At 68.2% G+C, this 21362-nt stretch carries 22 protein-coding genes and 1 riboswitch; of the genes, 13 read left to right on the top strand and 9 right to left on the bottom strand.

Annotation, left to right across the window (positions count from 1 at the left end; all coding sequences use genetic code 11):
- Positions 1-17: 17 nt before the first annotated feature.
- The 3 genes from F9288_RS03375 to ppa are packed head-to-tail and all read left to right on the top strand — an operon-like array spanning position 18 to position 3249.
- Positions 18-677 (top strand): DUF1345 domain-containing protein, encoded by a 660-nt coding sequence (locus F9288_RS03375; protein ID WP_174835262.1) that lies wholly within the window; start codon positions 18-20, stop codon positions 675-677.
- Between the two features lie 59 nt (positions 678-736).
- On the top strand, positions 737-2665 hold the full coding sequence (locus F9288_RS03370) for a M61 family metallopeptidase (RefSeq protein WP_174835261.1): 1929 nt from the start codon (positions 737-739) through the stop codon (positions 2663-2665).
- 44 nt (positions 2666-2709) lie between these two features.
- Positions 2710-3249: an inorganic diphosphatase gene (gene ppa, locus F9288_RS03365; RefSeq protein WP_174835260.1), complete on the top strand. Its 540-nt coding sequence runs from the start codon at positions 2710-2712 to the stop codon at positions 3247-3249.
- A 23-nt stretch (positions 3250-3272) separates the two neighbouring features.
- Here the strand turns inward: ppa and F9288_RS03360 are convergent, their stop codons facing one another.
- The 5 genes from F9288_RS03360 to ispG are packed head-to-tail and all read right to left on the bottom strand — an operon-like array spanning position 3273 to position 6572.
- Positions 3273-3647 (bottom strand): TfoX/Sxy family protein, encoded by a 375-nt coding sequence (locus tag F9288_RS03360; RefSeq protein WP_174835259.1) that lies wholly within the window; start codon positions 3645-3647, stop codon positions 3273-3275.
- Positions 3644-3958 carry a multidrug efflux SMR transporter gene (locus tag F9288_RS03355; RefSeq protein ID WP_174835258.1) on the bottom strand — a complete coding sequence of 105 codons (315 nt, stop codon included), beginning with the start codon at positions 3956-3958 and terminating at the stop codon, positions 3644-3646. Before F9288_RS03355 ends, F9288_RS03360 begins: the two co-directional genes overlap by 4 nt.
- Complete coding sequence (locus F9288_RS03350; RefSeq protein WP_174835257.1) at positions 3958-4440, bottom strand: GNAT family N-acetyltransferase; 483 nt, start codon at positions 4438-4440, stop codon at positions 3958-3960. Before F9288_RS03350 ends, F9288_RS03355 begins: the two co-directional genes overlap by 1 nt.
- Before the next feature lie 54 nt (positions 4441-4494).
- Positions 4495-5427, bottom strand: coding sequence for a DMT family transporter (locus F9288_RS03345; protein WP_174835256.1), 933 nt, complete (start codon positions 5425-5427; stop codon positions 4495-4497).
- Between the two features lie 23 nt (positions 5428-5450).
- On the bottom strand, positions 5451-6572 hold the full coding sequence (gene ispG, locus F9288_RS03340; protein ID WP_174835255.1) for a flavodoxin-dependent (E)-4-hydroxy-3-methylbut-2-enyl-diphosphate synthase: 1122 nt from the start codon (positions 6570-6572) through the stop codon (positions 5451-5453).
- 85 nt (positions 6573-6657) lie between these two features.
- On the opposite strand from ispG, the gene F9288_RS03335 reads away from it, so the two are divergent.
- From F9288_RS03335 to nth, 5 genes are all read left to right on the top strand, one after another.
- Positions 6658-7179: a DUF1993 family protein gene (locus F9288_RS03335; protein ID WP_174835254.1), complete on the top strand. Its 522-nt coding sequence runs from the start codon at positions 6658-6660 to the stop codon at positions 7177-7179.
- A 95-nt stretch (positions 7180-7274) separates the two neighbouring features.
- Positions 7275-8411 (top strand): acyltransferase family protein, encoded by a 1137-nt coding sequence (locus F9288_RS03330; protein WP_174835253.1) that lies wholly within the window; start codon positions 7275-7277, stop codon positions 8409-8411.
- Positions 8404-8709, top strand: a complete 306-nt coding sequence (locus F9288_RS03325; RefSeq protein WP_174835252.1) for an alkylphosphonate utilization protein — start codon at positions 8404-8406, stop codon at positions 8707-8709. Before F9288_RS03330 ends, F9288_RS03325 begins: the two co-directional genes overlap by 8 nt.
- 12 nt (positions 8710-8721) lie before the next feature.
- On the top strand, positions 8722-9420 hold the full coding sequence (gene ung, locus F9288_RS03320) for a uracil-DNA glycosylase (protein WP_174835251.1): 699 nt from the start codon (positions 8722-8724) through the stop codon (positions 9418-9420).
- A gap of 49 nt (positions 9421-9469) precedes the next feature.
- Positions 9470-10153 carry an endonuclease III gene (nth, locus tag F9288_RS03315; protein WP_174835250.1) on the top strand — a complete coding sequence of 228 codons (684 nt, stop codon included), beginning with the start codon at positions 9470-9472 and terminating at the stop codon, positions 10151-10153.
- Between the two features lie 50 nt (positions 10154-10203).
- Here nth and thiC read toward each other — a convergent pair whose 3' ends face one another.
- The 4 genes from thiC to F9288_RS03295 form a co-directional block, all read right to left on the bottom strand.
- Positions 10204-12060 (bottom strand): phosphomethylpyrimidine synthase ThiC, encoded by a 1857-nt coding sequence (gene thiC, locus F9288_RS03310; protein ID WP_174835249.1) that lies wholly within the window; start codon positions 12058-12060, stop codon positions 10204-10206.
- 42 nt (positions 12061-12102) lie between these two features.
- Positions 12103-12213, bottom strand: a riboswitch (TPP riboswitch).
- A gap of 44 nt (positions 12214-12257) precedes the next feature.
- Entirely contained in the window at positions 12258-13220 is a 963-nt protein-coding gene (locus F9288_RS03305; protein ID WP_174835248.1) for a ferritin-like domain-containing protein, read from the bottom strand.
- 55 nt (positions 13221-13275) lie between these two features.
- Positions 13276-14241, bottom strand: coding sequence for a ferritin-like domain-containing protein (locus F9288_RS03300; protein WP_174835247.1), 966 nt, complete (start codon positions 14239-14241; stop codon positions 13276-13278).
- A gap of 152 nt (positions 14242-14393) precedes the next feature.
- Positions 14394-15242 (bottom strand): MipA/OmpV family protein, encoded by an 849-nt coding sequence (locus F9288_RS03295; RefSeq protein WP_368076200.1) that lies wholly within the window; start codon positions 15240-15242, stop codon positions 14394-14396.
- A gap of 217 nt (positions 15243-15459) precedes the next feature.
- Here F9288_RS03295 and crtY point away from each other — a divergent pair, with 217 nt between their 5' ends.
- The 5 genes from crtY to F9288_RS03270 all read left to right on the top strand — a co-directional run bounded on the left by crtY (position 15460) and on the right by F9288_RS03270 (position 21152).
- The gene (gene crtY, locus F9288_RS03290; RefSeq protein WP_254621055.1) at positions 15460-16647 is read left to right on the top strand and encodes a lycopene beta-cyclase CrtY; all 1188 of its coding nucleotides are present in this window, start codon (positions 15460-15462) and stop codon (positions 16645-16647) included.
- Positions 16644-18095 carry a phytoene desaturase family protein gene (crtI, locus tag F9288_RS03285; protein WP_174835246.1) on the top strand — a complete coding sequence of 484 codons (1452 nt, stop codon included), beginning with the start codon at positions 16644-16646 and terminating at the stop codon, positions 18093-18095. Before crtY ends, crtI begins: the two co-directional genes overlap by 4 nt.
- Before the next feature lie 62 nt (positions 18096-18157).
- Entirely contained in the window at positions 18158-18739 is a 582-nt protein-coding gene (locus tag F9288_RS03280; RefSeq protein ID WP_174835245.1) for a TIGR00730 family Rossman fold protein, read from the top strand.
- 8 nt (positions 18740-18747) lie between these two features.
- Positions 18748-20142, top strand: a complete 1395-nt coding sequence (locus tag F9288_RS03275; RefSeq protein ID WP_254621054.1) for a hypothetical protein — start codon at positions 18748-18750, stop codon at positions 20140-20142.
- The gene (locus F9288_RS03270; protein WP_174835244.1) at positions 20139-21152 is read left to right on the top strand and encodes a hypothetical protein; all 1014 of its coding nucleotides are present in this window, start codon (positions 20139-20141) and stop codon (positions 21150-21152) included. Before F9288_RS03275 ends, F9288_RS03270 begins: the two co-directional genes overlap by 4 nt.
- Positions 21153-21362 lie beyond the last annotated feature (210 nt).

The raw sequence follows: 21362 nt of genomic DNA, 5'->3' as shown, positions 1-21362 counted from the left end.
GGCGCTAGGTGGAGGATATGACCCGGAGCGATCACGGATGGCACATCGGACGGCGCCTCGCGCCAGTGCGTTTCCTCGTCTCGATGGCGATCATGGCGGCGGCCGGCATCGCCGCCGGGATCGCGGGGAGGTTCGAATGGGGCCGCGCGCTGATGATCGGCTTCGACGCGGGCGCGATAGTGTTCCTCGCCTCGCTCTGGCCGCTGCTCAATGACGACAGCCGCGACATGCGCGCCCATGCCAAGGACAATGACGCCAACCGCGCCGGGCTGCTGGCGATCACCGGGCTGGTGACCACCGTCATCCTGGTGGTGGTGCTGACCGAACTGGGGACGCAGCCATCGGCGTGGATCATCGCGCTGGTCGTCGCGACATTGGTGCTGGCGTGGCTGTTCTCGAACATCGTCTATGCGCTGCACTATGCGCACATCTATTACAGCGAGAAATCGGGGCAGGACACCGGCGGACTGGACTTCCCGAACTGCGACGAGCCGAACTATTGGGATTTCATCTATTTCAGCTTCACGCTGGGCATGACCTTCCAGACGTCGGACGTGAACATGACCGCGCGGCGGATGCGGCGGGTGTCGATCGGGCAGTGCCTCGCGGCCTTCGTGTTCAACATCGGCGTGCTCGCCTTCACCATCAACGTGTTGGGCAGCAGCGGCGGGCATTGAGCCGGCGAGCGGTGGCGGCTAGCGTCGCGGCATATGTCATTCTTCCGAAAGCCTGATTGATGATCCGTAGCGCCTTCGCCGCTTTTCTGGTTTCCGTATCTTCCGCCGCCTTCGCCCAGGTCCCCGCCGGCAATTCCGCGCCGCAGCCCGTCCCCTTCGTCGACACCATTCCGCAGCCGCGCGACGAGGCTTATCCCGCCGGGCCGATGGTGGTGAACGTCGACGCCACCGACACGGTGCGCGGCATCCTGCGCGTGAAGCAGACCATTCCCGTCGCCAAGGCCGGCGCCCTCACCCTGCTTTTCCCGAAATGGCTCCCCGGCGCGCATTCGCCGCGCGCGGAGATCGAGAAGGTCGCCGGACTGGTGATCCGCGCGGGCGGCAAGCCGGTGCCGTGGACGCGCGACCCGGTCGATGTCTTCGCCTTCCATATCGACGTGCCGGCGGGCGCGGCGCAGCTCGACGTGGAATTCCAGTTCCTTTCCGCGACCAAGAAGGATCAGGGCCGCATCGCCGTCACCCCGACGATGATCAGCCTCCAGCCCAATTCGGTCAGCCTCTATCCGGCGGGCTGGTTCACGCGCCGCATCCCGGTGCGGATGAACGTGACGTGGCCGGCGGGCTGGACGGCGGCGGGCGCGCTGCGCGGCAAGCCGGTCGGCACCGGGGGCAACACCTGGGCTTATGAGCAGACCAATTACGAGGTGCTGGTCGATTCGCCGATGCTCGCCGGTCGCTACGGCCGGGTGATCCCGCTGAGCGACAAGGTGACGCTCAACGTCTTCGCCGACAATCCGGCCGAGCTGGTGGCGACGCCGGCGCAGATCGACGCGCACAGGAAATTGGTCGATCAGGCGGTCAAGACCTTCGGATCGCAGCATTACGACCATTATGATTTTCTGCTCTCGATCACCGACCGGCTCGGCGGGATCGGGCTGGAGCATCACCGCAGTTCCGAGGACGGCGTGACACCCGGCTATTTCGCGAAATGGGCCGACGGGCCGGGGCGCCGCAACCTGCTGCCGCACGAATTCACCCATAGCTGGAACGGCAAGTTCCGGCGCGGCGCGGACCTGTGGACGCCGGATTTCCGTACGCCGATGCGCGGCTCGCTGCTGTGGGTTTATGAGGGGCAGACGCAATTCTGGGGCTATGTGCTTCAGGCCCGTTCGGGGCTGGTCTCCAAGCAGGACACGCTCGATCAATATGCGACGATCATGGCGAATTACGATTCGCAGCCCGCGCGGCACTGGCGCGACCTGCTCGACACCACCAACGATCCGGTGATCGCCCAGCGCAAGCCGAAGGGCTGGGTGAGCTGGCAGCGCAGCGAGGATTATTACAACGAGGGCCTGCTCGTCTGGATGGATGTCGATTCGCTGCTGCGCGAGAAATCGGGCGGCCGGAAGTCGATTGACGATTTCGCCCGCGCCTTCTTCGGGATGCGCGACGGCGATTGGGGCGAGCTGACCTATACGATCGACGATGTCGCGCAGACGCTGAACGCGATCCAGCCGTGGGACTGGAAGGCCTATCTGGTGAAGCGGCTGACCGAGCATGCCGAGGGCGCGCCGATCGAGGGCTTCGCGCGCAACGGCTATCGCCTCGTCTATACCGATCAGGCGACGCCGGCGTTCCGCGACGGGGAGAAGGTGCGCAAGGTCACCGATCTCACCTGGTCCGGCGGCTTCATCGTCGGCGAGGGCGGGGCGTTGAGCGGGGTGACGTGGGATAGCGCCGCGTTCAAGGCGGGGCTGACCGTGGGCACGGTGATCGCGGCGGTGAACGGCGAGAGCTATTCGCCCGAGGGGTTGAAGGCCGCGATCGCCGCCGCGAAGGACACGAGGGCGCCGGTGACGCTGCTCGTCAGGAACGGCGAGGATTATCGCACGGTAACGCTCGACTGGCACGACGGCCTGCGCTACCCGCGCCTCGAAAAGATCGGGACCGGAGAGGGTGGCCTGGACAGGCTGCTGGCGCCGCGCTGACGCGCGGGCCGGTGCCATGTCGTTCGAGCGAAGTGAAGGACAAGATGCGCATCGACCTCATCCCCGTGGGCAAGAACCCGCCCGAGGACCTCAACGTCATCATCGAGGTGCCGCTCGGCGGCGAGCCGGTGAAGTACGAGTTCGACAAGGAATCCGGCGCGCTGTTCGTCGATCGCATCCTGCATACGCCGATGCGCTATCCGGCGAACTACGGCTTCGTGCCGCATACCCTGTCGCCGGACGGCGATCCGCTGGACGCGCTGGTGATCTCGCGCTCGCCGTTCATTCCCGGCTGCGTCGTCCGCGCGCGGCCGATCGGCGTGCTCAACCTCGAGGACGAGCATGGCGGCGACGAGAAGCTGATCTGCGTGCCGGTCGACACGACCTTCCCTTATTATTCGGACGTCGGCGAGCGGCAGGACCTGCCCTCGATCGTACTCCAGCAGATCGAGCATTTCTTCACCCACTATAAGGATCTCGAATCCGAAAAGTGGGTGCGGATCGGCAATTGGGGCGACGCCGAGGAGGCGCGGCAGATCGTGATCGAGTCGATCGACCGCGCGAAGAAGAGCAAGGCCGCCTGAGGCGATAGCGGGCGGTGCGGGGCTTACCCGCGCGCCGCGCGCTTGCTGCGCCGCCGTGCCAGCCGTGGTGGTGCGCGCCGCGCCGCTTCCAGCGCGAGCATGGCCCAGTCGCGCAGCGCCTCGGGATCGTCGTACACATCGTCCGGCGCGCGGCGATAGGGCAGGGATTGCACCCGGCCGTTGTCGCGCGTCACGGTGAAAAGCGGCGCGTCGATCGCGTCCCACGCGGCGGCGCTCTGCGCATCCGCCTTGAACCACAGGGCGTCGAACGCGATGATCGCGAAGGTCAGCCCGTCGCAATAGAGCGCTGCTCCGCCGAACAGCCGCTTGCGCGTGACCGTGCCGACCGGCGCCATCGCCTCCGCCACCCAATCGGCAAGGCCGGCATCGATGCTCATGCCGTCATCTTGAGGCCGGCGATGCACGCGACCACGCCGAGGATCAGCAGGCCGCGCACCACGCTCAGCGGCTCGCCGAAGAAGGCGATGCCGACCAGCACCGTGCCGAGTGCGCCGATCCCGCCCCAGACCGCATAGGCCGTCCCCATCGGGATCGAGCGCGAGGCGACCTCCAGCAGCCCCATCGACAATGTGACCGAGGCGAGGAAGCCCAGCGTCCACGGCACGTTGCGGAAGCCGTCGACGTAGCGCAGGCAGGTGGTGAACCCCACCTCGAAACAGCCGCCGACGATCAGCCACAACCACGCCATCAGCCGCGCCCCGCGAGGCGGACGAGCGCGTCGCCGCTGACGCGCTGCACGGTCCATTCGTCCATGCCGACCGCGCCCATCGCGCGATAGAAGTCGATCGCCGGGGTGTTCCAGTCGAGCACCGCCCATTCGAACCGCGCGCAGCCGCGATCGAGCGCCAGCCCCGCGAGATGCGCGAGCAGCGCCTTGCCCGCCCCCGAACCGCGCGCGGCCGGCGTGACGTACAGGTCCTCAAGATAGATGCCGCGCTTGCCCGCCCAGGTCGAGAAATTGTGGAAGAACAGGGCGAAGCCGATCGCCGCGCCGTCGTGTTCGGCGATCAGCGCCTCGGCGGCGGGGGGCGTCGCGAATAGCGCGGCGGCGAGCATCTCCTCGGTAGCCTCCACGGCGTCCGGTTCGCGCTCATATTCGGCCAGTTCGCGCACGAAGCGCAGGATCGTGCCGCAATCGTGCGGCGCGGCGGGACGGATCGAAACGGTCATGCCGCGCGCTCTACCGTTTGATCCGCTCACGCGGAAGCCGCGCCAGCCCTCCTGTCAAGGATAAGCTGAATGAGAGGCCGGTTGGGAGCCGGTGCCCTCCGTCATCGGATCGGCCGGCGCGGTATTGCGCCGCCTTGCGGCATAGAGGCACGCCGCGATGATGATCGCCGCGCCCGCCAGCGTATATGGCGACAGCCGCTCGCCGAACACCGCATAGCCGAGCGTCGCGGCATAGACGAACGACGTATATTCGGTCGTCGCCAGATAGCCCGCCTCGCCATGCGCATAGGCCCAGCCGAGCAGGAACAGCGAGACGGTGGCGAGAAGGCCGCCGACGACGATCTTCCACCATTGCGCCGCCTCCGGCACCGCGAGCAGCCACGGCGCGCCGAGCGCGAGGACGGCGGTGACGATCGCCGACTGGAAGAAGGCGATCCCGCCGGGATCGGCGGCCTGGCTCTGTATCCGCGCGACGACGAGGTTGACGGCATAGAGCAGGGCCGAGCCGAGCACCGCCAGCGCGCCCTTCAGCGCCGCCGGACCGAGCGCCGCCTGCGACTGGCCCGCCAGCACCACCAGCACCCCGGCGAAAGCGGCGAGCGACGCACCCGCCACGCGCCGCCCGACCCGCTCGTGCAGGAACAACGCGCCCATCAGCAGCGCGAGTAGCGGCGCGATGTACGACAGCGTGATCGCCTGCGCCATCGGTACGTGCGCGAGGCCCCAGAAGAACAGCAGCGCCATCGCCGCCGTCAGCGCTCCCCGGATCAGGTGCAGCCGCATCCCGCGCCGCGTCGGACGCCGCGCACCGCTCGCCGCCCATGCGCCGAAGCCGAACAGCGCCGACATCCCGGTCCGCCAGATCAATGCGTTATAGACGCCCAGCGCGAGCGTCAGCGACTTCATGAACGCGTCCATGATCGCGAACAGCCCGATCCCCGCCGCCGCGACAGCGAAGGCCAGCGCCGGGGAGAGCGGGCGGTTCAACGGATCGGGTGGGCGAGAGGCGGCTATTCGGCCGCGATCGCCGCGTCGGACGCGGCCTCGATCTCCGCCGCCTTGGCCTCGACCAGCTTGACGATATGCTCGATCATGTCGGCGTCCTGCACATGATGGTCGGTGACGCCCGACAGATAGACCATGTGCTTGCCGTTGCCGCCGCCGGTGATGCCGATATCGGTCTCGCGCGCCTCGCCGGGGCCGTTGACGACGCAGCCCAGCACCGAAAGCGACATCGGCGTGCGGATATGCTGGAGCCGCTCCTCCAGCGCCTGCACGGTGCGGATCACGTCGAAGCCCTGCCGCGCGCAGCTCGGGCAGCTCACCACGCGCACGCCGCGGTTGCGGATGCCCAGCGCCTTGAGGATCTCGAAGCCGACGCGCACCTCGTCCTCCGGCTCGGCGGAGAGCGAGACGCGGATCGTGTCGCCGATCCCGTACCACAAGAGCGAACCGATCCCGATGGCGGACTTCACCGTGCCGCCGACGAATCCGCCGGCCTCGGTGATGCCGAGATGCAGCGGGCAGTCCACCGCCTCGGCAAGCTGCTGATAGGCGGCGACGGCGAGGAACACGTCGGACGCCTTCACCGCCACCTTGAACTCGTGGAAATCGCGGTCCTGAAGCAACTTGATGTGATCGAGCGCGCTCTCGACCAAAGCCTCCGGGCACGGCTCGCCATATTTTTCGAGCAGATCCTTCTCGAGGCTGCCGGCGTTCACGCCGATGCGGATCGCGCAGCCGTTGGCCTTGGCGGCGTTGACCACTTCGTTGACGCGCTCCGCCGAGCCGATGTTGCCAGGGTTGATGCGCAGGCACGCCGCCCCCGCGTCCGCCGCCTCCAGCGCGCGCTTGTAGTGGAAATGGATGTCCGCGACGATCGGCACGCGCGCGACGCGGGCGATCTGCTTGAACGCGGCGGTGCTCTCCACGTCCGGGCAGCTCACGCGGATGATGTCGACGCCCGCCTCCTCGCAACGGCGGATCTGGTCGATCGTCGCCTTAGCGTCGCTGGTCGGGGTGTTGGTCATGGTCTGCACGGTGACGGGCGCGTCGCCGCCGACGGGGACGCTGCCCACCATGATCTGGCGGCTCTTGCGGCGCTGGATATCGCGCCAGGGACGGACGGACATGGATACGCTTCCTATCGGGATCGGAGGCGATATAGCGGGTTGCAACGCGGAACGGAACGCCGCGTGCCGAAAAGGAGCAGGTTCGATGACGCTTTCCCTCTACGACGCGACGATCCCCTCGAACATCCAGATCCTCGGCGCGGTCGCTGGGCTGGTCGACAAGGCGGAAGCGTTCGCCGCCGAGCGGGGCATCGCGCCGGCCGAGCTGATCGACGCGCGGCTCGCGCCGGACATGCTGCCGTTCGGCTATCAGGTGAAGGCGTCGGTCGAACATGCCGTGGGCGCGATCGCGGGCGTGCAGGCGGGCAGCTATTCGCCCAATCTCGATCCGTGGCCGACCGACTTCGCCGGGCTGCGCGCCAAGGTGCGGGATGGGATCGCGGCGCTCAAGGCGCTCGATCCGGCGGAGGTGAACGCGCTGGCCGATCGCGATACCGAGTTCCGCTTCGGCGAAACCGCGCTGCCCTTCGGTGGCGCCAATTTCCTGCTCAGCTTCTCGCAGCCGAATTTCTATTTCCACGCCTCGATCGCTTACGCGATCCTGCGCATGAAGGGCGTCGAGATCGGCAAGCGCGACTTCATGGGGATGCCGCGCGTCAAGCGCTGAATCATCTTCCGGGCACGGTGAAGCGGTGCCCCGCCCGCTTCATCGAAAGCCCCATGTGATTGTCCTTCCACGCTTTGGACCCTACAGCCGCCCGGATGGCACGACATTACGGGATGGACTGGCTGCGTATCGGGGCATTCGGCCTGCTCATCCTCTATCATATCGGCATGGTGTTCGTGCCGTGGAACTTCCATGTGAAGTCGACCAACGGCGAGGATTGGACCACCCTGCCGATGATGGCGACGAATGCGTGGCGGCTGCCGCTGCTGTTCGTCGTCTCGGGCTACGCCAGCCGCGCGCTGATCCGGCGGTCGGCGGGGCCGGGGGCGTTTCTCGCCAACCGGAGCTGGCGGCTGCTGGTGCCGCTCGCTTTCGGCGTGATGGTGATCGTGCCGCCGCAGCCGTGGGTCGAGCTGACCACCAAATACGGCTACGGCCACGGCTTCCCTTATTTCTGGCTGCACGATTATTTCCGTTTCGGCCCGCTGGACGGGATCGTGCTGCCGACATGGAACCATCTGTGGTTCGTCGGCTATCTCTGGGTCTATACGCTCGGCCTGACCCTGCTCGTCATGCTGGTGCGGACGGAGCTGTTGCAGCGCTGGTTCGACCGGCTGTTCGGCGGCTGGGGCGTGATCCTCGTCCCGATGGCATGGGCGCTCGCCGTCCATGTCTGGTGGTTTCCGATGGTCGGCGAAACCCATGCGCTGTTCGACGATACGATGGCGCATTCCATGTACGTCCCCTATTTCCTGTTCGGCTTCGGGCTGGCGCGCTCCGCGCCGGCGATGGCGGCGATCGCCCGGTTGTGGCCGGTCGCGGCGGTGATCGCGCTGGCCGCGTTCGGCTGCGTGCTGGCGATCGAATTCACCTGGCCGCCTTCGGTGCCGACGCCGCGCTGGGTGCTTCGCCCTTACGGCGCGGCGCATGCCTTGCAGCAATGGGGATCGATCGTCGCGCTGCTCGGTGTGGCGGACCGCTGGTGGAACCGTGACACGCCCGCGCGACGGATGCTGACGGAGGCGGTGTTCCCCTTCTATATCATCCACCAGACGATCATCGTGGTGGTGATGTTCTGGCTGCTGCCGCTGCATCTTTCGGGGCCGGCGGAATTCGCGATCCTCGTCGCCGCGACGGTGGCGGGGTGCTGGGCTTTCTATCTCGGCGGACGCGCGATTCCGCTGATTCGCCCGCTGATCGGATTGCGACCAAAGGGGGCCACACATGGCTGACGATGAAGATTATGTGTTCGATGAGGAAAGCGGCGAATGGCTTCCCGCGTCCGAACTGGCCACGAAGCGCGCGGCAGCGGACCGGATCGAGGTGCGCGATTCGGTCGGCAACCTGCTCGCGGACGGCGATCAGGTGACGCTCATCAAGGACCTCGACGTGAAGGGCGCGGGGCAGACGCTGAAGCGCGGCACGCTCATCAGGGCGATCCGCCTGACCGGCGACCCGCAGGAGATCGACTGCAGGTTCGACGGCATCAAGGGCCTCGTCCTGCGCGCCGAGTTCGTCCGCAAGCGCTGAAGGAGGCGACGGATGGCCGATCCGAAGATGGACCCGAGCTGGCTGGAGCCGCTGCGCGCCGAGTTCTCCAGCGACTATATGGGCGCGCTCCGCCAGTTCCTGCTGGCGGAGAAAGCGGCCGGGAAGCAGATTTTCCCGCATTCCAGCAACTGGTTCCGCGCACTGGAGCTGACGCCGCTGCCGGACGTGCGTGTCGTGATCCTCGGGCAGGACCCATATCACGGTCCGGGGCAGGCGCATGGCCTGTGCTTCTCCGTCCGCCCCGGTGTCCGCCCGCCGCCGAGCCTCGTCAACATCTACAAGGAGCTGGAGAGCGATTGCGGCATCCGGCCGCCGGCGCACGGCTTCCTCGAAAGCTGGGCGGAGCAGGGCGTGCTGCTGCTCAACAGCGTGCTGACCGTGGTGAGCGGGCAGGCCGCCGCGCACCGCGACCGGGGGTGGGAGAAGTTCACCGACGCGATCATCCGCCTGATCGCCGCGCGGCCGGAGCCGATCGTCTTCATGCTGTGGGGCAGCTATGCGCAGAAGAAGGCCGCGTTCGTGCGCAGCGTGGAGCAGGGCGGGCACCATCTGGTGCTGAAGGCTGCGCACCCATCGCCGCTGTCGGCGCATAGCGGCTGGTTCGGCTGCCGGCATTTCTCGCAGGCGAATGCGTTTCTGGAACGGAATGGGCGGGGACGGATCGACTGGGCGCTGCCGGAGAAGGTCTAAGAGACCGCTGGTATTTGTTCTTCTTTTGTTCTAATAGAGCGTCATGCAAATGGCGTTCGGCTTTCTGGGCGCGGATATCGCACGGTGGCGCGCGCGGCTCGCGGGCTTGCGCGCGGGAATCGCGCCTTGGCCCGCGCGCAGGCCGGTGGCGCAGCTCATCAAGTCGATGATCAGCGGTCGGACGCGCGACGCGGTGTCGCAGGCGGCATTCGAGCGTTTGAGCGCGAAGTTCGGCAGCGTAGCGCGGCTGGCGGAGGCTCAGCCGGCCGCGGTCGCGCAGGTCATCGAGGATGTCACTTTCGCCGAGGACAAGGCGCGCTATGTCGTCTCCGCGCTAAGCCGGCTGCGTCGCGAACCCATGGGCTTCCGGCTCGATTCGCTCGCCGATCGTCCGCTGGATGACGCGCTGGCGTGGCTGGAGCGGCTGGACGGCGTGGGCCGCAAGGTGTCCGCCTCGACGCTGAACGCGAGCACCCTCGCGCTGCCGGTGATGATCGTCGACACGCATGTCCTGCGCGTACTGCGCCGGCTCGGCGCAGTGCCCGACCACGCCGATTATCGCGCGGCGAGCGAGGCGGTGACGGCCGCGCTGCCGGCATGGAGCGGGCCGGACTTTCTCGACCTGCATATCGTGATGAAGCGGCTGGGGCAGCTCTATTGCCGTCATGAGGCGCCGTGCTGCCTCGCGTGCCCGCTGCGCGCGGATTGCCCGTCCGGCGCGAGTTGGCACTGATGGTATGATGTCGTGAAGAAACGGGGCGACCATGGCATCGCCCCATCCCCTCAATCATGCTCCCGGTCGCCCGCGCCCATGTAGAGCTCGCGGCCGGTTTCGTTATAGACCTCGCTCATCTGCTTCATGCCGGCTTCGGCGTCGGCCGCGACGAAGGCGTCCGCCGACTGATTCTGCAACCGGGCGAAATCGCGTACTTCCTGCGTGATCTTCATCGAGCAGAATTTCGGCCCGCACATCGAGCAGAAATGCGCACTCTTCGCGCCTTCCGCCGGCAGCGTCTGGTCGTGATATTCCTCCGCCGTGTCGGGATCGAGGCTGAGGTTGAACTGGTCGCGCCAGCGGAATTCGAAGCGGGCGCGGCTCAGCGCGTCGTCGCGCAGCTTGGCCGCCGGGTGCCCCTTCGCCAGATCGGCGGCATGGGCGGCGAGCTTGTAGGTGACGACGCCCACCTTCACGTCGTCGCGGTCGGGCAGGCCGAGATGCTCCTTCGGCGTGACGTAGCAGAGCATCGCCGTGCCGTACCAGCCGATCATCGCCGCGCCGATGCCGCTGGTGATGTGATCATAGCCAGGCGCGATGTCGGTGGTCAGCGGCCCGAGCGTGTAGAAGGGGGCCTCGCCGCACGCCTCGAGCTGCTTGTCCATATTCTCCTTGATCTTGTGCATCGGCACATGGCCGGGGCCTTCGATCATCACCTGCACGTCCTGCGCCCAGGCGCGCTTCGTCAGCTCGCCCAAAGTGTAGAGCTCGGCGAACTGCGCCTCGTCGTTGGCGTCGGCGATCGAGCCGGGGCGCAGGCCGTCGCCCAGCGAATAGGCGATGTCATAGGCCTTCATGATCTCGGTGATCTCGTCGAACCGCTCGTAGAGGAAGGATTCGCGGTGATGCGCGAGGCACCATTTCGCCATGATCGAGCCGCCGCGCGAGACGATTCCGGTGACGCGCTTGGCGGTGAGCGGCACATAGGGCAGGCGCACGCCGGCGTGGATCGTGAAATAATCGACGCCCTGCTCGGCCTGCTCGATCAGCGTGTCGCGGAAGATTTCCCACGTCAGGTCCTCGGCGATGCCGCCGACCTTCTCCAGCGCCTGATAGATCGGCACGGTGCCGATCGGCACGGGCGAGTTGCGGATGATCCATTCGCGCGTGTCGTGGATGTTGCGGCCGGTGGAGAGGTCCATCACCGTGTCCGCGCCCCAGCGGATCGACCAGACCATCTTGTCGACCTCGCTTGCCACGTCGCTGGCGACCGCCGAATTGCCGATATTGGCGTTGATCTTGACGAGGAAGTTGCGGCCGATCGCCATCGGCTCGCTTTCCGGGTGGTTGATGTTGTTGGGGATGATCGCCCGCCCGCGCGCCACCTCGTCGCGGACGAACTCCGGCGTCACGTAATCGGGTATCGCCGCGCCCCAGCTCTGGCCATCGCGGGCATATTCCTTGAGCATCTCGCGCCCAAGATTCTCGCGGGTCGCGACATATTCCATCTCCGGCGTGATGATGCCGCGCCGGGCATAGTGCATCTGGCTGACGTTCGCGCCCGGCTTGGCGCGCAGCGGACGCTTCACGACATTGGGGAATTGGGCGACGCCGGCCGAACGGTCCGGGCCCTTGAGGCCGTTGTCCTCCGGCTTCACCGAGCGCGCGTCATAGCTTTCGACGTCGCCGCGCCCGATGATCCACTCGCGGCGCAGCGCGGGTAGGCCCGCCATGATGTCGATCCGCGCCTCGGGATCGGTATAAGGCCCGGACGTGTCATAGACGTTGAGCGGCGGCTCGCCCGACGACGGCTCCAGATCGATCGCGCGCATCGCGACCCCGAGCGGGCCGACATGGATCTTGCGGGAACCGCGAATCGGGCCGGTGGTGACGCCGATCTCGGTGCGGGCAGGGATGTCGGCCATGTCTTTCGTTCCTCGCATTGTCGCGGGGAAGGACACGGGGCGAGGTCTGCGCCGCTCCCTCCCTACGCCGGTGTCAGCCGGATCAGGTTCGGCGGGTCGAGGGCTGCGGCCCTCCTCTCAACCGCTGCACCAGCGGTCCCCCGGGGATGGATGATGGATAGAGCGTTGTGACGGCGGCGTCCAGCGCCGCCGCCGGATCAGCCGCTGGCGGCGCTGGCGTTGACCGTGCCGTTCACGCCCGACGGGAAGAACCCGCCGGAGGTCGCCGCCGCCTTGTTGAGGAAGAAGATGTTGAGCGCCTGCCCGGTCGAGCGGCTGTAAACGATGCCGTTGCCGTCCACCGGCGCCACGTTCGAGATCGAGGTGTCCGCCCCCGCGATGCCCTGGTCGAGGTCGGTCGAGCCGTCCAGCCCGTCGCGCGCATCGCTGAACTTGGTCGGCGTGACGGTGAAACCCTTTTGGTAGAGCAGGGTGCGGATCAGGCCGGCGTGATAGGATTCGGCGCCCAGGATGCCCGCGACGCCCGCGATCCACGCCGGGGTGCCGACCAGTGGAGCCAGCCCCTTGTATGCGGTGACGATCACGTCCTTCAGGATGAAGGCGCCGTAGAGGAAATTCTCGTCGGAGGCATAAGGGTTGAAGCTCGCCACGCCGGCAAGCTGCCCGAGCGCGGCGAAGGCGTTCGAGATGTCGATCGCCGGCATCGCCACCGCCGAGGAGCCGAGCTGCGCGCGGAGATATTCGACATGTGCCCGCTCGTCGCGCGCGATCTCGCGCGCGCAGGCGGCGACGATCGGGTCGGCGAAGGTCACCTGCGTCCCGCCGGTGACGCTGCCCGCCGTGCCGGTGCCGCTGGTGTCGCTTGCCGGCAGCCCGCTGCCCTGCGCGGCCCAGGAGAAATATTGCGCCGAAAGATATTCGAGGTTCAGCGCATAATTGAGGATCGAGATGTCCGCCGCCTCGGTGCTGCTGGTGGAGGTCGCGGTCGGCGTGGGCGTCGGCGTGGCCGATCCCGAACTGCTGCCGCCGCACGCCGAAAGCAGCGCGAGGCCCCCGGCAGCGGCGCCGCCGCGCCCGACGAGGCTGAGGAAACGGCGGCGCTCCGCGCTGCGCAGCGCGGCGGCGTCGAGGACGGTGGCGATCTTTTCCTGGTCGATCATGACGATATTCCTGTGAATCCTGAAGAGCGGGGGCGGAGGCGCCGGGGCGCGTCCGTCAGCTCGCGGCGCTCGTCGTGATGTTGCCGTTCACGCCACCGGGGAAGAAGCCGCCCTTGTTGGTGGAGACGCGGGTGAGGAACAGGAGGTTGAGCACCGCGCCGCTCGCCCGCGGGAAGGTGTTGCCGTTGCTGTCCACCGGCGCGATGTTCGCCACCGAGCCGACCGGGCTGATGCCCTGATCGTCGTCGCTGCCGCCGTCGAGGCTGTCGCGGTAATTGGAGATCGTGTTGACCTGATCGAGCAGCGCGGGGGTCGCGACGCTCTTCTGGTACAGCGTCGTGCGCACCAGCGCGGCGTGATAGGCCTCGGTCGCCATCAGCCCCCCGACCGCCTCGCGATAGCTCTGGCTCGTCAGGAGCGAGACCATCCCCTGATAGGCGCTGACCGCGATATCCTGCAGGAAGAACGCGCCGAGCAGGAAATTGGCACCGGAGGCATAGGGATCGAACGCGACTCCCGAGCCGACCAGCCCGGCATTCTGTGCCATTAGGCTGAACGCGCTGGTGGAGGAATAGCCGAGATCGATCGCCGGCTGCGCCACCGCCGAGGTGCCGAGCTGGGTGCGCAGGAAGCGGACCTGCGCGAGCTGGTCGGCGGCCATTTCCTTGGCGTAGGCCCCGACGATCGCATCGGAGAAGCTCGCCTGCCGCCCCGGCGTGACCGAGCCGCCCGGCGTCGGCGTGGCGGCGCCGCTCTGCGTGTCGGCGGTGGCGAGGCCCGCGCCGCCCGAGGCATAGCCGTAATAATTCGCCTGGAGATATTCGAGGTTCAGCGCGAAGTTCAGCACGTCCGCGTCGGTGAGGGTCTGCGCCGAAAGCGGATCGGCGAAGAGGAACGCGCCCGCGCCGATCGCGGCCGCGCCGATCGCGGCGGCGAAGAAGGCGCGACGGTCATCGCTGCGCGCTTCGGCCGTTTCGGGGGGCGTTCCGGGCGTCCCGACAAGTCGCTCGTCCTGCGTCATCGCTGCCTTCCTTCCTGAACCCGCCCGGTCTCCGTCGGGCAAAATCGCGACCTAAAGTGTTTCGCTGTCGCCAAGCTGAACGAATCGACAGAATCGCGACCGCGTGGCCATAAGCGCTGATCGCCCGCCTGTCGCTTCCCGATTGCGGCCGATCAGAAAGTATAGGCGACGCCGAGCGCGCCAAGCCACTGATTCGGCGAGCCGACATCGCTGACCAGCGGGCTTTGTGCCGCGTCGCCGAGCATCCGGCGATAGGTGACGCCGCCGACCAGCTTCCAGCCGCGCAGCAGATCGCCCGAGATCGAGACGGTGCCGACCGCCCCCGCCGTCCAGCTCTTCCACCCGCCGCGCCCGCTGTACACCGGCAGGCCGCTCGCCAGGCTGTCCGCCGGCGTGACGTCGAAATAGGTCCGCATGTAGCCCCGCCCGACATGCTCGGCCGACACGAACAGCGCGACTGCCGTCTTGCGGCTCAGCGGGGTCATGTAGTTGACGGTCGGCGCGACGATCGCGCTGTCGTGCACGCCGGTAACGTCATGGCGATAACTGACCGAGACCGACAATTTGTCATAGGGGCTGGTGACGACGCCGGTCTTGCCGATCCCGACATAGCCGCCCAGTTCCACCGCCAGCCCGCGTTTGGGCAGCGCGCGCACCTGCGGATCGTTGATCGCGCCGCGGCTGTTGCGGTTGAAGTTGACCACCGCGATCGGGCCGAGCTGTACGTCCCAGCGCGGCCCCGGCTCGTTGCGGATGAGATCGAGGCTGGCGCGGTTGCCGATCACCGTGAAGCTGTGCCCGCCGACCGAGCCGATCGCGCCGGGCAGCGGGAAGAAGGAATAATGGTCGGCGCCCTCGTAATCGGTCATGTAGCTGGCGGCGATGCCCACCGTCACGCTGTCGCGCGCGAGATCCTCGTCGGACGGGCCGGCGGCCTGCTGCGCCAGCGCGGGCGTCGCGGCGAACATGCCGGCGAGAATGATCGGATGGAAGGCGCGCAAATGAAATTCCCCTCTCGTTTCCACGGCTTCAACCGATGAGCCTGCATTCGGGTCCGTCGCGGCGACGGGACGGCGCCACGCCCGCCCATTGCCGCCAAGGATCAGCCCGCCCGCATAACCGGCTCGCCCGGATCGTTCGAGCCGGAATCGCATCGCCGCTTTCGCGGGAACGACCGTCCCGATCCGGGCCGCGCGCGATTTTCCCGCTCTTTCGCCCGTGCGCGCGATTCGCTACGCCGCCGGAATGGCGGAAATCCACGGTTGCGACGTGGCGATCGTCGGCGGCGGCTTGGCCGGATCGCTGATCGCGCTGGCGCTCGCGGAAAAACGCCCCGATCTGTCGCTGCTGCTGATCGAGGCGGGCGAGACGATCGGCGGCAACCGGCTCCGGTCGTTCCTCGACGCCGATGTGGCGCGGGAGGATCGCTGGCTGCTCACCCCGCTCGTCCGCCACGCATGGCCCGAATATGAGGTCGCCTTCCCCGTGCGCGCGCGGACGCTCCGCCAGCCCTGCTATGCGATCGAGGCCGCGCGGCTCGACCTGGTGGCGCGCGCGCGGCTGCCCGAATCGGCGGTGATGACCGGGCGCAAGGCGCAGAGCGTCACCGCGACCAGCGTCTCGTTCGTCGGCGGCGAGCGGATCGAGGCGAAGGGGGTGATCGACGCGCGCGGCGTCGGCGATCCCTCCGCGCTCGATCTCGGCTGGCGCAAGTTCGTCGGGCGCGAGCTGGAGGTGCCGGACGGGCATGGCCTCGAACGCCCGATGCTGATGGACGCGACCGTGACGCAGCATGACGGCTTCCGCTTCGTCTCCTGCCTGCCGCTGTCGCCGACGCGGCTGTTCGTCGAGGACGGCTATTACAGCGACACCGCCAATGTGAACGCCGGCGCGCTCGGGCGGCGGATCGAGGGCTATGCCGGGAATCGCGGCTGGCGCGTCGGCGATACGGTGCGCGAGGAGCGCGGCGCGCTGCCGGTGGCGATCGGCGGCGATTTCGAGACCTACTGGCGCGCGGGTGGCGCGCGCGTCGCCAAGGCGGGGACGCGCGCCGGGCTGTTCCACCCGACCACCGGCGATTCGCTGCCTGACGCGGTGCGTCTCGCGGTGCGGATCGCGGCGGCGGACGACCTGTCGGGCGAGGCGCTCCACGCGCTGACCCACGACCATGCGCGGACGATGTGGGACGAGCGGCGCTTCTACCGGCTGGTCTCCGCGATGCTGTTCCGCGCCGCCGACCCGGACGCGCGCTATCGCGTGTTCGAGCATCTCCATCGCCTGTCGCCGGGGGTGATCTCGCGCTTCCATGCCGCACGTTCCACCTTTTCGGACAAGACGCGGGCGCTTAGGGGCAGGCCGCCCGTGCCCTTCTGGCGCGCGGTAGGGGTGGCGAGACGGATGGCGTGACGACGGCGGTGGTGATCGGGGCCGGATTGGGCGGGCTGGCGCTCGCCATCCGGCTGCAATCGGCGGGGGTGGCGACGACGATCGTCGAGGCGCGCGACCAGCCCGGCGGCTGCGCCGGGTTCCGGCGGCGCGACGGCTATACGTTCGATACCGGCCCCACCGCGATCACCGACCCGGATGCCTTCGCGGCGTTATGGGCGCTGAGCGGGCAGGAGATGGCCGCCGATGTGACGCTCGATCCGGTCTCCCCCTGCCGCTTCAACTGGCCCGATGGGACGAATATCGATCTCGGCGGCGACGATGCGAGCGTGCGCGCCGAGATCGGCAAGCTCGATCGGGCGGATATCGCGGGCTACACGCGCCTGCTCGATCATGCGGCGCGCGCGCGGCGCGAGTTCGGCGACAATGCCTTCGCCGATCTCGGCGCGATGGCGCGGGCGGCGCCGCTGCTGACGAAATATCAGGCGTGGCGCCCGGTCTATTCCATCGTGTCGCGCTTCGTGCGCAACGAGAAGCTGCGGCAGGCGCTGTCGTTCCACGCCTTGCTCGCCGGCGGCAATCCGATGACGGCGAGCGCGATCCATGCCCCGTGGCTCCCGCCGGGCGCCTTGTGGAGCGTGCGCGGCGGCACCAATCGGCTGGTCGCGGCGATGGCGGCGCTGTTCGGGCGGCTGGGCGGGACGATCCGGCTGGGCGACGCGGCCGTGCGGATCGAGACGCTCGGCGACCGCGTGACGGCGGTGGAGACGGCGAGCGGCTGGCGCGCCGATTGCGCGATGCTCGCGGCGAACAGCGACGCGGTCCATAGCTATCGCGACCTGCTGACCGGATCGGCGGCGGCGCGGCGCGGGGCGGAGCGGCTGGCGCGCAGGCGCTACTCGCCCTCGCTGTTCGTCCTGCATTTCGGGATCAGGGGGACGTGGCCGGGCATCCCGCACCATATGGTGCTGTTCGGCCCGCGCTATCGCGAGCAGCTCGCCGACATCTACGACCACGGCATCCTCTCGCCCGATTTCCCGATCGCGCTCGCGCATCCGAGCATCACCGATCCGTCGCTCGCGCCGGAGGGATGCTCGACGTTCCAGGCGCTCGTCCCGGTGCCGCACCTCGGCCGGTTCCCCGAGGACTGGGGCCGCATCGCCCCGATCATGGAGCGGCGCGTGCTCGATGAGATCGGGCGGCGGCTGATCCCCGACGTGCACGGGCGGATCGAGACGCGGTTCAGCCTCGCCCCGGCCGATTTCGCGCATGATCTCCACGCGCATCTCGGCAGCGTCTTCGGCCCGGAGCCATTGCCCATGCAGAGCGGCTGGTTCCGCGTCCACAATCGCGACGACGCCATCGCCAACCTCTATTTCGTCGGCGCCGCGACGCATCCGGGCGCGGGATTGCCGGGCGTGATGAGCAGCGCCAGGGCGACGGCGGACCTGATGCTGGGGCGCGGCTGATCGAGGAACTTGAGGTGCCGGCGCTCTTTCGCTAGCGCGGTTCGTCCCAGCAGGTTGATCCCATGAAGCGTCTCGCGGTCTATTGCGGCTCGGCCACCCCGGCCGATCCTGTCTATCTCGAGACCGCCCGCGCGGTGGGGCGCGGGCTGGCCGAGCGGGGCATCGGCCTCGTCTATGGCGGCGGCCGGCTCGGGCTGATGGGCGCGGTCGCCGATGCGGCGCTGGCGGCGGGCGGCGAGGTGATCGGGGTGATCCCGCAGGCGCTGGTCGATGCCGAGGTGGCGCATCGCGGACTGACCGAGCTGCACGTCGTGCCCGGCATGCACGAGCGCAAGAAGGCGTTCACCGACATCGCCGACGGCTTCGTCACCATCCCCGGCGGCACCGGCACGATGGACGAATTGTGGGAGGCGCTGTCGTGGGCGCAGCTCGGCTATCACAGCGATCCGGTCGGGCTGCTCAACACGATGGGCTATTACGACGATCTCGTCGCCTTCTGGGCGAAGATGGCGACGGTCGGCTTCCTGCGGCCGCAGCATCGTGACCTGCTGATCGTGTCCGAGACGCTGGACGAGCTGCTCTCCCGCATGGCCGCGCATGTGCCGACCCAGCCGATCGTGCGGATGAAGGCGGAGGACCTCTGAAACGCGCGTTGCCCGCCGGCCGTTGCCTGATCCTGCTGCTCGCCGTCGCGATCGTGGCGCGGGCGGCGACCTTCGGCAATCCGAACGTCCATGTCGACGAGGATTTCTATTTCACCGTCGCGCGGGCGATGTGGGGCGGGGCGATCCCCTATCTCGACATATGGGACAGGAAGCCGGTGGGCCTGTTCCTGCTCTATATGCCGCCGGCGGCGCTCCCCTTCCGCTGGGGCGTCTGGGCCTATCAGGCGATGGCGCTGGCGGCGGTGGTGGCGACGGCGTTCCTCGTCGTCCATATGGCGCGCCGCATCGCGCCGGACCGGGGCGCGCTGCTCGCCGGCATCGCCTATATCCTGTGGCTGAACCTGGCGGGCGGGCAGGGCGGGCAGGCGGGGGTTCTCCATAACCTGCCGATGGCGGGCGCCGCCGCGCTGATCCTCGCCAACGAACGGCGCCGGTTCGCGCCGGACGCGATGGCGATGCTGCTCGTCGGCATCGCGCTTCAGATCAAATACAGCGTCGTGTTCGAAGGCATGTTCTTCGGCCTGTGGATCATGTGGCGGCTGCACGCGCGCGGCGTGGCGGCGGCGCGGGTCGCGGCGCAAGGCGCGGTCCTGGCGTCGATCGCGCTGCTGCCAACCGCCGCCGCGGCCGGCTATTATGCCGCGATCGGGCAGGGCGCTGCCTTCGGCTACGCCAATTTCTTCTCGATCGCGGCGCGAAAGGCCGATCCGTGGACGGTGCGGGCGGGCAATCTCCTGCATATCTCGCTGTTGCTTGCCCCGCTGATCGGGATGGCGGTGGCGGGGCGCGGCGCGGCGCCGGCTCGCCGCTTCGTGCTCGCGTGGTTCGCGGTATCGCTCGGCGCGATCATCGTGTTCGGCGACTGGTACCTGCATTATGCGCTGCCCGCGTTTCTGCCCGGCACGGTGGCGGCGGCGCCGTTCCTCGGGCGGGTGCGCAAGCGCTGGAGCGCGGCGATCCTGCTGCTGGTCGCGGTGGCGGGCGAGGGCGTGGTGATCGGCAATATCGCCGGACGCGGCACGACCGCGCAGTTCGCGGCATCGACCGACGCCATCGGACATGGACGCGGATGCCTGTACGTCTATTCGGGCACGCCGATGCTGTACGCGTCGACCGGGCGGCCCGCCTGTTCGCGCTGGATGTTTCCGGGGCACCTCTATCTCGCGCACGAGGCGGGGGCGGTCGGCGTCGATCAGCTTGCCGAGATCGATCGCATCCTCGCGCGGGGGCCGGACGTCATCACGATGCGCCCGCCGGCGTCGGGGGAGCGAGCGGAAGCGCGCCGCCGCGTCATGGCGGTGATCGGCGGGCATTACTGGCTGGTCGCCCGGCTGCCGATGGGGGACGAGATCATTTCGGTCTATCGCCGGAGGAAAGGATGACCGCCCGTTTCGCCTGGCATGCCGACAGTTACGACAGGCGGCTGGCGTCGATCCGTTATCGATTGTTCGCGCCGCTCGACGCGCTGCGCCGGCGGGGCGTGGCGATCGAGCAATATCAGGCGGGGCGCGACTATGCCGCGATCATCTTCTCCAAATCGCATTCGCCCGCGGCGGTGGCCGCGGCGCGGGGCGCGCGGGGTGGGGGGCGAGAGGTGATAGTCGATCTTTGCGACAATCTGTTCGCCGCGCAGCGCGCCGGCCATGCCAGCGGCGCGCGGGTCGCCCGCCTGCGCGAGATGCTCGGACTCGCGACCCGCCTCACCTTCTCCACCGCGACGCTGGCCGGGCAGATCGCGGAGGAGGTGCCCGGCCTGACGGCGCCGGTGACGGTGATCCCCGACGTGCTGGATATCGACCCGCCGCCCGCGCTGCCGCTGTCGCTCGCCGAGCGCGCGGCGCTCGCCAGCCTGCGGCGGTTCCACGCCCGGCACGCCGGCGCGCTGCATTGCGTATGGTTCGGCAAGAGCCTCGGGCAGGCTTCCGGCTACGCCCATATCGGCGCGGCGGCGCGCGAGCTGGGGCGCTTCGCCCATCCGGCGACGCTCACCATCATCAGCAACGACTGGCTGGGCTACCGCGCCGCGCGGCGCCGCTGGCCGGTGCCGGTCACCTATGTCCCCTGGACGCTGGCGAGCGCGCCGATCGCGCTGGCGCGGCACCGCGTGGCGGTGATCCCGCTGGAGCGGAACGATTATACCGCCGGCAAGACGATCAACCGCCCGGCGACCGCGTTGCTGGCGGGGCTGGGCGTCGTGGCGGACGCGATCCCTTCCTATGAGGAGCTGCGGCCGTTCATCGCGCTCGACGACTGGCAGGGCGGGCTGGAGCGATACCGGCAATGGTCGGACGGGACGGCGGCGGCGCTGGCGGCGGGCCGGGAGCATCTCGCGGCGGCCTATGGCGCGGACGCGGTCGCCGCGCGCTGGCATGCGATACTGGAGGCATTATAAGGCGGCTTCGACGGAATTGATGTTGCCGTGCTGGTTGATGTGATGATCGAGGGGTTGCGTCATGGATCGCGAAGACGACGACATTAAGGACGAATTGAAAAGAATAGACCCCAATGACATACTTGGGATCCTGTCGATATTATCGACAATAGCAAATATAATTTGCAGCATAATATTCAAATATTATACGATAGATATATTGACGTCTAT

The organism is Sphingomonas sp. CL5.1 (genome assembly GCF_013344685.1).
Lineage (GTDB): Bacteria > Pseudomonadota > Alphaproteobacteria > Sphingomonadales > Sphingomonadaceae > Sphingomonas.
This window is presented reverse-complemented; position numbering and strand designations above follow the sequence as displayed.